Source organism: Enterobacter sp. WCHEn090032, assembly GCF_003986875.1.
Classification (GTDB): domain Bacteria; phylum Pseudomonadota; class Gammaproteobacteria; order Enterobacterales; family Enterobacteriaceae; genus Enterobacter; species Enterobacter sichuanensis.
In genome coordinates this window covers 47,066-59,605 of sequence record NZ_RXRN01000026.1, presented here as the reverse complement: position 1 = coordinate 59,605, position 12,540 = coordinate 47,066, and the positions used below count along the sequence as shown (strand labels likewise).

The window sequence follows — 12,540 nt, the reverse complement described above, 5'->3', positions numbered from 1 at the left end:
GCGCCTCGCCCCGGCCTTACGGAAACGCTTCGGCGATTTACAGCCGGACCAGGGTATCGCTGTAAGTCATTAATTTTGCTGAAGCAACGTTCATCGCTTCAGGTAAAAAATTACTGGGGATTCCCCAGCCCACAGGGAGAGGGAGAAAACACTAAAAAACGGTAACCCAGGTTACCGTTTTGCTTTTATTCCGGCAGCGTCCAGTCCCCGTCGTTGAGCGGGCGCTGCATAATCACCGTATCCCGCCAGTCGCCTTTCTTGTATCCCACGCTGCGCAGCTGTCCGACAATCTCGAAGCCATGCTTTTTATGCAGGCGCAATGAGCCGGCATTATTATTGCCGTCTCCCACCACGGCAATCATCTGCCGCCACGGGCCTTGCTCACAGCGTGCGATCAACGCAGACATTAATGCCGAGCCAAAACCGCGCCCGGTGATGCTGGCGTCCACATAAATCGACTCTTCCAGGGTATAGCGGTAAGCGTGTCGCGGCCGGTAAGGGGTGGCGTAGCAATAGCCGACCACAATGCCGCGATACAGCGCAATTAACCACGGTAACCCGTTGTCAGCCACGCTGTTCATGCGATGACGCATTTCATCGATGGTGGGGGGAACTTCTTCAAAGGATGCGCGCCCGTGAAGCACATGCCAGGCATAGATGGCGGCGATGGCATGCACATCATCGGGAAGGGCGTCGCGCACTTCCAGTTCGGTCTCGGATAAAACATCAACAGCCGACATGATGTGCCTGCTCCTCGTGATAGAAAGCCGGAGAAACGTTTCTCCGGCGACAGGCAGTTACTCTATTACGATTAAGTAGCGCTTAACAATCTCTCAAATTTGGCTGTATGAATTAATCAGACGCTTGCGTTATGCGCTGCTCCGCGTCTGCGCTCTCTTGCCAGTATTTCTTCCGCGTTGTTTTACCGATGCCGGGATTCATGCTGTTTGTAGGGTCATTCTCGCGATAAAACTGCTTAAGTGCGTCCGGGGCTTTATAAAGATGCCCGACGTTGTGTTCCGCAGGATATTGTGCGCCGCGTTCACGCAACAGGGCGAGCATCTGCTCCTTCAGCGCGTGCGCGTCGACCCCTTTTTTGACAATGTAGTCCTGATGGAAGACATAACACATAAAGTGGCCGTAATAGAGTTTATGCACCAGTTTGCTGTCAATTTCCGGCGGCAGGTGTTCAAACCACTCGGTGTCATTACGGCGCAGAGCGATATCCAGCGCCAGAATATCTTCTACCTCTTCGGAATGTACCGCCTGATAACGGATGGCGGCACCTGCGGCGGCAAAACGGTGCAGGAACGCTTTGCTGCCCTCTTCAGGCGTACAGGCAAAGAAATCCCCCTCGGCGGTTTTAAAGAATTCGCTCAGCCAGGACTGCGCTTCGGCAATCCCGTCCCCGGCCATTTTTAACAGCAGATGATGCTCGTACTTATCGCGCCAGGTTTTCATCCGCTCCGGTAAATGTGCCGGGAAAACGTTGCCCAGTTTCTGCATAAAGCGGTCGGTGAAGTGCGGTTTAAACAGGGGCACTTTCTCCAGCATCGCGTCGGTGCGGCCCTTCATGGTGAAGAAGAACGGCATTTTGTCGGTGCCGAGCTTGTCAATCATCAGGAACGTATCTTTGCCGTAACGCTCGGCGATGTCGTAAATGTCCCGGTGCATATACTCGCCCGCCACCGGCAGGTGCGTGAATTCGCCCAGAATGTGGCGGCGGATCGCCGTCAGCACATCCGGCTGATTGGTCCCGATGTAAAACACCTGCTGTTTTTTCTCGGCCGGGAAGGTGTCGAGACGCACCGCGAACACCGCCAGCTTGCCCGCGCAGCCGGAGGATTCAAACAGGCGATCCGGGTCGGCGTTGTAGCGCGCCGGCGTATCAGCATTGATATCCCGCACACGGGTCACGTAGTCGTGATCGTGTGCATGACGGCCGTCGTGCTGAACGTCTTCATCCTTCACGCGATCGTCGTCGAGCTTGCTGAGGATCTGCTCCGGCGTGACGCCAAGATCGATACCCAGATGGTTAACCAGCGTTAGCTTGCCGTTTTCATCGATACGGGCAAACAGGGACATCTCGGTATAGGCGGGGCCGCGCTGCACCAGCGAGCCGCCGGAGTTATTGCAGATCCCACCGACCACCGAAGCGCCAATACAGGAGGAGCCGATCACCGAGTGTGGTTCGCGGCCCAGCGGCTTAAGCGCTTTTTCGAGGGAGTAGAGCGTCGTGCCGGGGAAGGCGAGCACCTGCTCGCCTTTATCCAGCAGGTGCAGTTTGTCGAGGCGCAGGGTGCTGATGATCACAATGTCACGGTCGTAATCGTTGCCGTTCGGCGTTGAACCTTCAGTCAGCCCGGTGTTGGCCGCCTGCATTAAAATAATCTTGTCCGCGGCGACGCAGGCGCTCAGCACGCGCCACAACTCCAGCAGCGTGCCGGGGAAAACCACCGCCAGCGCCTCGCCCTGGCCGGAGCGGAAGCCCTTGCGGTAGCGGGCAGTTTTCGCCGGGTCGGTAAGCAGGTGAGAGGAGCCAACCAGGCGCGACAGTTCGTTAATAAAAGCCGTGTTATCGTTTGTTCGAACAGAAGACATTTTCCACTCCTTGTGGTGGGGCAAATTTCTCGCTGTAAAGCATAGCGCGATTAACTGTTAAGCGGTCGAGTATTCACGAGAAAAATCAGAGAATAACCCTGCAACGTTCAGAGGGTTTGTGGCACACTGCGCTTTTCGCACGGTATGGCCGAGATCGTCCGGCGGTTATTGATGAGAGAGTAAAACGACATGAAATGGCTATGTTCTGTAGGTGTCGCCGTCAGCCTGGCGCTGCAACCTGCGCTGGCAGAGGATTTGTTTGGTAACCATCCGCTCACGCCTGAAGCCCGGGACGCGTTTGTCACGGAATTGCTCAAGAAAATGACGGTCGATGAAAAGATCGGCCAGCTGCGTCTGATCAGCGTCGGTCCGGATAACCCAAAAGAGGCGATCCGCGAGATGATCAAAGACGGGCAGGTTGGCGCCATCTTTAATACCGTCACCCGTCAGGATATCCGCAAGATGCAGGATCAGGTGATGGATCTCAGTCGCCTGAAAATTCCACTGTTCTTCGCCTATGACGTGGTACACGGCCAGCGTACCGTCTTTCCCATCAGCCTTGGCTTAGCCTCCTCGTTTAACCTCGACGCGGTGAAAACCGTGGGGCGCGTATCGGCTTATGAAGCCGCGGACGACGGCCTGAACATGACCTGGGCACCGATGGTGGATGTCTCGCGCGATCCGCGCTGGGGCCGCGGCTCGGAAGGCTTCGGTGAAGATACGTATTTAACCTCCACGATGGGCAAAACCATGGTGGAAGCGATGCAGGGCAAGAGCCCGGCGGATCGCTACTCGGTAATGACCAGCGTCAAGCACTTCGCGGCCTATGGCGCAGTGGAAGGCGGTAAAGAGTACAACACCGTCGACATGAGCCCGCAGCGTCTGTTTAACGACTACATGCCGCCGTACAAGGCAGGGCTCGATGCGGGCAGCGGCGCGGTGATGGTGGCGCTTAACTCACTCAACGGCACGCCAGCGACGTCTGATTCCTGGCTACTGAAAGACGTGCTGCGCGACCAGTGGGGCTTTAAGGGCATCACGGTGTCTGACCACGGCGCGATTAAGGAGCTTATTAAACACGGCACCGCCTCCGACCCGGAAGATGCGGTGCGCGTGGCGCTCAAGTCCGGCATTAACATGAGCATGAGCGACGAGTACTACAGCAAATACCTGCCGGGTCTGGTGAAGAGCGGCAAGGTCACGATGGCGGAGCTGGACGATGCCACGCGTCACGTGCTGAACGTGAAATACGATATGGGGCTGTTTAACGATCCTTACAGTCACCTGGGTCCGAAAGGGTCTGACCCGGCAGATACCAACGCCGAAAGCCGTCTGCACCGCAAAGAAGCGCGTGACGTGGCGCGCGAAAGCCTGGTGCTGCTGAAAAACCGCCTTGAGACGCTGCCGCTGAAAAAATCCGGCACCATTGCCGTGGTAGGCCCGCTGGCCGACAGCAAGCGCGACGTCATGGGCAGCTGGTCTGCCGCAGGCGTGGCTGACCAGTCCGTGACCGTGCTGACCGGGATTAAGAGCGCCGTGGGTGATAACGCGAAAGTGCTGTATGCCAAAGGCGCCAACGTCACCAACGATAAAGACATCGTGACCTTCCTCAACCAGTATGAGGAAGCGGTGAAGGTCGATCCGCGCACGCCGAAGGAGATGATTGACGAGGCGGTGAATACCGCGAAGCAGTCTGACGTTGTTGTCGCGGTGGTGGGCGAAGCGCAGGGGATGGCGCACGAAGCCTCCAGCCGAACGGACATCACCATCCCGCAGAGCCAGCGCGATCTGATCGCTGCCCTGAAAGCCACCGGCAAGCCGCTGGTGCTGGTGCTGATGAATGGTCGTCCGCTGGCACTGGTGAAAGAGGACCAGCAGGCTGACGCCATTCTGGAAACCTGGTTCGCCGGTACCGAAGGCGGTAACGCCATCGCCGACGTGCTGTTTGGCGATTACAACCCGTCGGGCAAGCTGCCGATGTCCTTCCCGCGCTCTGTCGGGCAGATCCCGGTTTACTACAGCCACCTGAACACCGGCCGTCCTTACAATGCCGACAAACCGAACAAGTACACCTCCCGTTACTTCGACGAAGCTAACGGCCCGCTGTATCCGTTTGGTTACGGTCTGAGCTACACCACCTTCAAGGTCTCTGACGTGAAAATGTCGGCGCCAACCCTGAAGCGTGACGGCAAGGTCACCGCCAGCGTTGACGTGACCAACACCGGCAAGCGCGAAGGGGCGACGGTGATCCAGATGTACGTTCAGGATGTTACGGCCTCCATGAGCCGTCCGGTGAAACAGCTGCGCGGCTTCGAGAAAATCACTCTGAAACCTGGCGAAACCAAAACCATCAGCTTCCCGATTGACGTGGACGCGCTCAAGTTCTGGAACCAGCAGATGAAATACGATGCGGAACCGGGCAAGTTTAATGTCTTTATCGGCGTGGATTCCGCCCGCGTAAACCAGGGCGAATTCGAGCTGCTGTAACCTTTCCTGCCTTTGCATCCCCCGACTTCCGGGGGATGCGTCTTACCTTATGCTAAAAAGGCATTTTGCCGGGTAAATCCGCCGTTTTAAGCTACGCTTTTCTCTCAAGCCTCTGAAAAAGGCGATAAAAAAATGAGGACAGCGGAATGACGATTAAAACGGGGATGGTAGCTTCTGTGGCGCTACTCGCAGCGCTAAGCCTGCCGCTACAGGCGGCGGAGCCGGTAAAAGTGGGCTCAAAGATCGATACCGAAGGCGCGCTGCTTGGCAATATTATTCTGCAGGTGCTGGAAAGCCACGGCGTGAAAACTGTCAATAAAGTTCAGCTCGGCACCACGCCCGTCGTACGCGGCGCGATTACCTCCGGCGAACTGGATATCTACCCGGAATACACCGGCAACGGGGCATTCTTCTTCAAAGATGAAAACGATCCGGCATGGAAAAACGCCAACGCCGGGTATGAAAAAGTCAAAAAACTCGACGCGGAACAGAACAAACTGGTCTGGCTGACGCCGGCCCCGGCTAACAATACCTGGACTATCGCCGTACGTAAGGACGTGGCGGAGAAAGGTAAACTGACCACGCTTGCGGATCTCAGCCGCTACCTGAAAGAGAAGGGCGACTTTAAGCTGGCGGCGTCCGCGGAGTTTATCGAGCGGCCTGATGCGCTGCCGGCGTTTGAAAAAGCCTATAACTTCAAGCTTGACCAGGCGCAGCTGCTCTCGCTGGCGGGCGGCGATACCGCGGTGACCATCAAAGCTGCGGCGCAGCAAACCTCCGGCGTTAACGCCGCAATGGCTTACGGCACCGACGGCCCGGTCGCGGCGCTCGGCCTGCAAACCCTGACCGATCCAAAAGGCGTTCAGCCGATTTACGCCCCGACCCCCGTTGTGCGCGAGGCGGTGCTGAAAGCGTACCCGGACATTGCAGAATGGCTCAAACCGGTCTTCGAAAAGCTGGATGAAAAAACGCTGCAGCAGCTGAATGCCAGCATTGCCGTCGAGGGGCTGGATGCCAAAAAAGTGGCCGCCGACTTCCTGAAACAACAAGGGCTTGTGAAGTAACGGGAAAGGGCTGTGCCGATAAAATGTCATAACCGCGTACTGCTGCTGTTGGCCTGCGTGGCCATCGCGGCAGTCGCGCTACCGTTTGTGAATGTCGCCCCTAACCGCCTGATGTCGGGGGAAGGAAAAGCGCTCTGGCAGATCTGGTCATTTACGCCGTGGTGTCTGGCGTCGGCGCTCGGCGCGTGGGTGATCCTTTCTCTCTGGCAGGGGCGCACGGCGCAGTGGCTGACGCTGCTCCTCGCTGAAGGGCTGTTTATCATCCTGTTCTGGGGAGCCGGGCTGGCGGCAACGCATATGACGTCGGCGGAAAGTCCGCTGGCGAGAACCACGGTGGGCAGCGGCCTCTGGCTCTGGCTGGCGCTGTGTCTGCTGGCCTGCAGCGACGCCATTCGTCGACTCATCGCAAGTAGCGTCTGGCGCTGGGTACTTAATGCGCAGATATGGTGTATTCCCTTATTTCTGCTGTTCAGCGGTGAGCTGAACAACCTTTCGCTGTTAAAAGAGTACGCTAACCGACAGGAGGTGTTTGATGATGCCCTGGCGCAACATCTGACCCTTCTTTTCGGCACGCTCTTTCCGGCGCTCCTGCTCGGGATACCTCTGGGCATGTGGTGCTATCGCCATCCTTCACGTCAGGGCGGTATTTTTGCCGTGCTTAACGTTATCCAGACCATCCCTTCCGTCGCGCTGTTTGGTCTGCTGATTGCCCCGCTGGCCGGGCTGGTGAAGTCGTTTCCCGCGCTGGGAACGCTGGGCATCGCCGGAACGGGGTTAACGCCTGCCCTGATCGCGCTGGTGCTGTATGCGCTGTTGCCGCTGGTGCGCGGTGTGGTCGCGGGCTTAAGCCAGGTCGCCCCGGATGTGCTGGAAAGCGCCCATGCGATGGGAATGAGCGCGCGGCAGTGTTTCTGGAAGATCCAGCTGCCGCTGGCGCTGCCCCTGCTGCTGCGCAGCCTGCGGGTGGTGGCGGTACAAACCGTTGGTATGGCGGTCATCGCGGCGCTGATTGGCGCGGGGGGATTTGGTGCGCTGGTCTTCCAGGGGCTGCTGAGCAGTGCTCTGGATCTGGTGCTGTTGGGTGTGGTACCCACGATTGCGCTGGCGGTTGTTGTCGACGCCCTGTTTGCCTTATGGCTCGCGCTGCTCGGGAGAAGAGCCAATGATTGAATTTCTTGATGTCAGTAAAACCTTTGCCGGCCGCCCGGCCGCGAGCCATCTGAACCTGAACTTTGCCGAGGGGGCGTTTTCGGTGCTGATTGGCACCTCCGGGTCGGGAAAATCCACCACGCTGAAGATGATCAACCGGCTGGTTGAGCATGACAGCGGGATGATCCGCTTTGCCGGGGAAGAGATCCGCAGCCTGCCGGTGCTGGAGCTGCGTCGCCGGATGGGATACGCCATTCAGTCTATCGGCCTGTTTCCGCACTGGACGGTGGCGCAGAACATTGCCACCGTACTACAGCTGGAGAAATGGTCGCGGGCCAACATCGCCGACCGGGTTGATGAACTGATGGCGCTGCTGGGGCTGGAGCCCGCGCTGCGTGACCGCTATCCGCATCAGTTATCCGGGGGCCAGCAGCAGCGCGTGGGCGTGGCGCGCGCGCTGGCGGCCAATCCGCAGGTACTGCTGATGGATGAACCCTTTGGCGCGCTGGATCCGGTGACGCGCGGGGCGCTGCAGGCAGAGATGACCCGCATTCACCGTATTCTCGGACGCACGATCGTGCTCGTGACGCACGACATTGATGAAGCCCTGCGTCTGGCTGACCATCTGGTGCTGATGGATCATGGCGAGGTGGTGCAGCAGGGCTCGCCACTTGAGCTATTAACATGGCCGAAGAACGATTTTGTGCGCGAATTTTTTGGCCGCAGCGAGTTGGGTGTCAGGCTGCTCTCCCTGCGGACGGTCAGTGACTATATGCGTCGGGAAGAGATGCCGGTGAGCGGCGAGCCATTACAGGAGCAGATGAGCCTGCGGGATGCCCTCTCCGCGTTTGTCGCGCGCCAGTGCGAGGTATTACCCGTTTCGGATGCCCGGGGGGCGCCATGCGGTACCTTACATTTTCGCGATCTGCTGGCAGGGGAGGTGGCGCGTGAAGGCTCTGCGTGATCCGCTCCTCTGGCTGGTAGCGCTTTTTGTCGCCTTACTGTTTCTGATGCCCCACAGCGCGGCGCTGTTTAGTACGCTGTTCCCCGGGCTGCCGCGGCCGGTGTATCAGCAGGAGAGCTTTGTTAATCTCGCCCTGGCGCATCTCTGGCTGGTGGCGCTCTCAAGCGCCATTGCGGTGGTGCTGGGCACCGGTGCCGGTATCGCGGTGACACGGCCTGCGGGGCGGGAGTTTCGTCCGCTGGTGGAGACCATTGCGGCCATAGGACAGACGTTTCCCCCGGTGGCGGTGCTGGCGATAGCGGTCCCGGTGATGGGCTTTGGGCAGCAGCCTGCCATTATTGCGCTGATTCTATATGGCGTATTGCCGGTGCTGCAGGGCACGCTGGCGGGCCTTGCGGCAGTACCTGCGTCCGTACTGAGCGTGGCGGAAGGAATGGGGATGAGTCGCGGCCAGCGGCTGCGCAAGGTTGAACTGCCGCTTGCGGCACCGGTTATCATTGCCGGGATCCGCACGTCGGTGATCGTTAACATCGGGACGGCGACCATTGCCTCTACGGTCGGTGCCAGTACGTTGGGAACGCCGATTATTATCGGCTTAAGCGGGTTTAATACAGCCTATATTGTGCAGGGGGCGGTGCTGGTCGCGCTGGCGGCAATTGTCGTCGATCGCGTTTTTGAGCGACTGGCGCAGTACCTCAGCCGACACCGCCACGAACAATAAACGAGTACCCTGCCAGCATCACGCCGCCGATGCCGCTTACGGCCATCAGGACAAAAAGGGTAATAACGGCCAGTTTGGTTGCCTTCATCATCTGCTCCTGTTGTTAACGGAACAATTATACGGTGAAGCGCAGCTGTTAATGAACCATTAAATGCCGTTATGGCTCATCCGGGCCAAGGGAATAAACCGGGTAACCACTCTCACGCCATTGCGCCAGCAGCTGTTGCTGGGTGGCGGACGGCACTTCGCCACACCAGACCAGCAGGGTCTGACCGTCGAAAAACTCAGGTCTGAGCTGTGCCAGGGAGTGCGCCAGGACGTCCACGCGCCAGCCTTTCTGGGTGGCAATCCACGCTTCCAGCCACAGGCGGGTGGTGTCGTGTACGTTCCAGCCGACCACCAGCGCATCTTTTCCGGCTTTGTTCTTCGCCGAGGCAAGGCAGACGGCAATGTAGTTGATCAGCACGCCGTCGAGCATACTGAGCAGTGCCTGCAAAGTAGACTGCTGGCACTGCAGGCGTCGACGCAGGGGAATAAACAGATGGGTGATCAGCGTCTGCGCCGGATAATCGCGACCCTGCTCTTTTATCCATCCGCGCAGGCGCTGCAGGTTGCCTGCCTGCAGGAGCCGCAGCAGGGTTTCCTGTTGTTCTCGCCAGCGGTGTTGCGTGTCAGGGTCGTCGTGGCTGAGGAGGGACTTCACTTTCCCGACCTGCACCCCGTTGTCGATCCAGCTTTTGATCTCACGGATCCGGTCGATATCGGCATCATTGAAAAGGCGGTGCCCACCGTCCGTTCTCTGCGGTTTGAGTAATCCATACCGTCGCTGCCACGCCCGTAGGGTAACGGGATTGATATCACAAAGGAGTGCCACTTCACCTATCGTGTAAAGCGCCATATTCGCCCCCTGGCTTACGCGTCCCCAGCTTAACTGTAGACCCAGTTTGCCGAACCAGGAAGAGTTGATTGATTTTTGAACAAACAATGCGAAGCATGCGCGATATTCAGAAAAAGGTGTGATAACGGACACGATTTTGCGCTTTTTTGGGATGCTTCAAAGAAAGTTCAGCCGTACCCGTGTATGTTACGCGTTTTTAGCGTGTGCGGTTTTGAGTATGTACGAGTTTAATCTGGTGCTGCTGTTGCTTCAGCAGATGTGCGTGTTTCTTGTCATTGCGTGGCTGATGAGTAAAACGCGCCTGTTTATCCCGCTGATGCAAGTCACCGTACGTCTGCCGCACAAATTCCTCTGCTATGTCGTATTTTCCATATTCTGCATTATGGGGACCTGGTTTGGCCTCCATATCGAAGACTCTATTGCCAATACGCGCGCTATCGGCGCGGTGATGGGCGGGCTGCTGGGCGGTCCGGTCGTCGGGGGGCTCGTCGGTTTAACAGGCGGGCTGCATCGTTATTCCATGGGCGGGATGACGGCCCTGAGCTGTATGATCTCGACGATCGTGGAAGGGTTGCTCGGCGGCCTGGTCCACAGCTACATGATTAAACGCGGCCGGCCGGATAAAGTCTTTAGCCCCCTGACCGCCGGGGCGATCACCTTTGTGGCTGAAATGGCGCAGATGGCGATCATTCTGCTGATTGCCCGTCCCTTCGACGATGCGCTGCATCTGGTCGGCAGCATTGCTGCCCCGATGATGGTCACCAACACCGTGGGCGCGGCGCTGTTTATGCGTATTCTCCTCGACAAGCGCGCCATGTTTGAGAAGTACACCTCAGCCTTTTCCGCCACGGCGCTGAAGGTTGCCGCCTCGACAGAAGGGATCCTGCGCCAGGGATTTAACGAAGAGAACAGCATGAAGGTGGCGCAGGTGCTCTACAAGGAGCTGGACATCGGCGCGGTGGCCATAACCGACCGTGAGCGGCTGCTGGCCTTTACCGGCACCGGGGACGATCACCATCTGCCGGGTAAACCCATCTCCTCAGCCTATACGCTGCGCGCCATTGAGACCGGCGAGGTGGTGTATGCCGACGGTAACGAAGTGCCGTACCGCTGTTCGCTGCATCCGCAGTGCAAGCTGGGTTCCACCCTGGTCATTCCGCTGCGCGGCGAAAATCAGCGGGTGATGGGCACCATCAAGCTGTATGAGGCGAAAAACCGTTTGTTCAGCTCGATCAACCGCACGCTGGGGGAGGGGATCGCCCAGCTGCTGTCAGCGCAAATCCTCGCCGGGCAATACGAACGGCAGAAGGCCCTGTTAACCCAGTCAGAAATTAAACTGCTGCATGCCCAGGTCAACCCGCATTTCCTGTTTAATGCGCTCAACACCCTCAAAGCGGTGATCCGCCGCGACAGCGATCAGGCCGCGCTGCTGGTACAGTTTCTGTCGACCTTTTTCCGCAAAAACCTGAAACGGCCTTCGGAGATCGTCACCCTTGCCGATGAGATTGAGCACGTTAATGCCTATCTGCAGATCGAGCAGGCGCGTTTCCAGTCGCGCCTGCAGGTGTCGCTCTCCGTTCCGGACGAGCTGGCGTATCAGCATCTCCCGGCCTTTACCCTGCAGCCAATCGTGGAAAACGCCATTAAACACGGTACGTCTCAGCTTTTGGGAACAGGGCAGATAACCATTGCCGCCAGCCGTTTCAATCACCATCTGGTGCTGGATATTGAAGATAATGCCGGGCTTTATCAGCCTTCCGCCTCCGGCGGTTTAGGGATGAGCCTGGTGGATAAACGCCTGCGCGCCCATTTTGGCGATGACTGCGGCATTACCGTCGCCTGCGAGCCTGACCGATTTACCCGTATTACCGTACGACTGCCGCTGGAGGAAAACGCATGTTAAGAGTGCTGATTGTGGATGACGAGCCGCTGGCACGGGAAAACCTGCGCGTTCTGCTGCAGGAGCAGCCGGATATAGAGATTGTGGGAGAGTGTGCTAACGCCATTGAGGCCATCGGCGCGGTACACAAACTGCGCCCGGACGTGCTGTTCCTCGATATTCAGATGCCCCGCATCAGCGGGCTGGAGATGGTCGGCATGCTCGACCCGGAGCATCGTCCCTACATCGTGTTTCTGACGGCGTTCGATGAATATGCCGTCAAAGCCTTTGAGGAGCACGCGTTTGATTATCTGCTCAAGCCGATTGAAGAGAAGCGTCTGGAAAAAACGCTCACCCGTTTACGCCAGGAGCGCACCGCGCAGGATGTCACCGTGCTGCCGGAAAACCAGCAGCCGCTGAAGTTTATCCCCTGCACCGGACACAGCCGGATTTATCTTTTGCAGATGGATGATGTGGCGTTTGTCAGCAGCCGCCTGAGCGGCGTATTTGTCACCAGCGCAGAAGGGAACGAAGGCTTTACCGAACTGACGCTGCGCACGCTGGAGAGCCGCACGCCGCTGATTCGCTGCCATCGTCAGTATCTGGTCAATATGGCGCACCTGAAAGAGATCCGGCTGGAAGATAACGGACAGGCCGAGCTGGTTCTGCGCGCCGGGCAAACCGTCCCGGTCAGCCGCCGCTACCTGAAGAGTTTGAAAGAGGCGATTGGGCTGTAAAACTGCTACACTGCGCGCCATTGCATCATCGACATTCGAA

The 12,540-nt window shown here is 58.1% G+C and carries 11 protein-coding genes; 7 read left to right on the top strand and 4 right to left on the bottom strand.

The window, feature by feature from the left end; translation table 11 throughout:
* Nucleotides 1–185: 185 nt before the first annotated feature.
* The gene (locus tag EKN83_RS18775; RefSeq protein ID WP_126801458.1) at nt 186–740 is read right to left on the bottom strand and encodes a GNAT family N-acetyltransferase; all 555 of its coding nucleotides are present in this window, start codon (nt 738–740) and stop codon (nt 186–188) included.
* A gap of 112 nt (nt 741–852) precedes the next feature.
* A complete protein-coding gene (gene dld / locus EKN83_RS18770; protein WP_059386705.1) occupies nt 853–2,601 on the bottom strand; it encodes a D-lactate dehydrogenase in 1,749 nt (582 codons plus the stop codon).
* A gap of 189 nt (nt 2,602–2,790) precedes the next feature.
* Between dld and bglX the strand changes: the two genes are divergently transcribed.
* The 5 genes from bglX (at nt 2,791) to EKN83_RS18745 (ending at nt 8,986) form a co-directional block, all read left to right on the top strand.
* Entirely contained in the window at nt 2,791–5,088 is a 2,298-nt protein-coding gene (gene bglX / locus EKN83_RS18765) for a beta-glucosidase BglX (RefSeq protein WP_045285173.1), read from the top strand.
* A gap of 146 nt (nt 5,089–5,234) precedes the next feature.
* Entirely contained in the window at nt 5,235–6,152 is a 918-nt protein-coding gene (locus EKN83_RS18760) for an ABC transporter substrate-binding protein (protein ID WP_126801457.1), read from the top strand.
* 12 nt (nt 6,153–6,164) lie between these two features.
* A complete protein-coding gene (locus EKN83_RS18755) occupies nt 6,165–7,322 on the top strand; it encodes an ABC transporter permease (protein ID WP_045285174.1) in 1,158 nt (385 codons plus the stop codon).
* Entirely contained in the window at nt 7,315–8,265 is a 951-nt protein-coding gene (locus EKN83_RS18750; RefSeq protein WP_045285175.1) for an ABC transporter ATP-binding protein, read from the top strand. The genes EKN83_RS18755 and EKN83_RS18750 overlap by 8 nt, the downstream gene beginning before the upstream one ends.
* Entirely contained in the window at nt 8,249–8,986 is a 738-nt protein-coding gene (locus EKN83_RS18745; protein WP_025760010.1) for an ABC transporter permease, read from the top strand. Before EKN83_RS18750 ends, EKN83_RS18745 begins: the two co-directional genes overlap by 17 nt.
* Here EKN83_RS18745 and EKN83_RS18740 read toward each other — a convergent pair.
* Both EKN83_RS18740 and mlrA read right to left on the bottom strand, forming a co-directional pair.
* A complete protein-coding gene (locus EKN83_RS18740; protein WP_010433613.1) occupies nt 8,961–9,074 on the bottom strand; it encodes a protein YohO in 114 nt (37 codons plus the stop codon). The genes EKN83_RS18745 and EKN83_RS18740 overlap by 26 nt on opposite strands.
* 69 nt (nt 9,075–9,143) lie before the next feature.
* The gene (gene mlrA, locus EKN83_RS18735) at nt 9,144–9,884 is read right to left on the bottom strand and encodes an HTH-type transcriptional regulator MlrA (protein ID WP_025760012.1); all 741 of its coding nucleotides are present in this window, start codon (nt 9,882–9,884) and stop codon (nt 9,144–9,146) included.
* A 217-nt stretch (nt 9,885–10,101) separates the two neighbouring features.
* Between mlrA and EKN83_RS18730 the strand changes: the two genes are divergently transcribed.
* The gene (locus tag EKN83_RS18730; protein WP_126801456.1) at nt 10,102–11,787 is read left to right on the top strand and encodes a sensor histidine kinase; all 1,686 of its coding nucleotides are present in this window, start codon (nt 10,102–10,104) and stop codon (nt 11,785–11,787) included.
* The gene (gene btsR, locus EKN83_RS18725; RefSeq protein ID WP_025760014.1) at nt 11,781–12,500 is read left to right on the top strand and encodes a two-component system response regulator BtsR; all 720 of its coding nucleotides are present in this window, start codon (nt 11,781–11,783) and stop codon (nt 12,498–12,500) included. Before EKN83_RS18730 ends, btsR begins: the two co-directional genes overlap by 7 nt.
* The last annotated feature ends 40 nt before the right edge of the window (nt 12,501–12,540 follow it).

Excerpts from the sequence above, each read along its gene's own strand:
- EKN83_RS18775 (WP_126801458.1), bottom strand. The coding sequence starts at position 740 with ATGTCGGCTGTTGATGTTTTATCCGAGACCGAACTGGAAGTGCGCGAC.
- dld (WP_059386705.1), bottom strand. The coding sequence starts at position 2,601 with ATGTCTTCTGTTCGAACAAACGATAACACGGCTTTTATTAACGAACTG.
- bglX (WP_045285173.1), top strand. The coding sequence starts at position 2,791 with ATGAAATGGCTATGTTCTGTAGGTGTCGCCGTCAGCCTGGCGCTGCAA.
- EKN83_RS18760 (WP_126801457.1), top strand. The coding sequence starts at position 5,235 with ATGACGATTAAAACGGGGATGGTAGCTTCTGTGGCGCTACTCGCAGCG.
- EKN83_RS18750 (WP_045285175.1), top strand. The coding sequence starts at position 7,315 with ATGATTGAATTTCTTGATGTCAGTAAAACCTTTGCCGGCCGCCCGGCC.
- EKN83_RS18740 (WP_010433613.1), bottom strand. The coding sequence starts at position 9,074 with ATGAAGGCAACCAAACTGGCCGTTATTACCCTTTTTGTCCTGATGGCC.
- mlrA (WP_025760012.1), bottom strand. The coding sequence starts at position 9,884 with ATGGCGCTTTACACGATAGGTGAAGTGGCACTCCTTTGTGATATCAAT.
- EKN83_RS18730 (WP_126801456.1), top strand. The coding sequence starts at position 10,102 with ATGTACGAGTTTAATCTGGTGCTGCTGTTGCTTCAGCAGATGTGCGTG.
- btsR (WP_025760014.1), top strand. The coding sequence starts at position 11,781 with ATGTTAAGAGTGCTGATTGTGGATGACGAGCCGCTGGCACGGGAAAAC.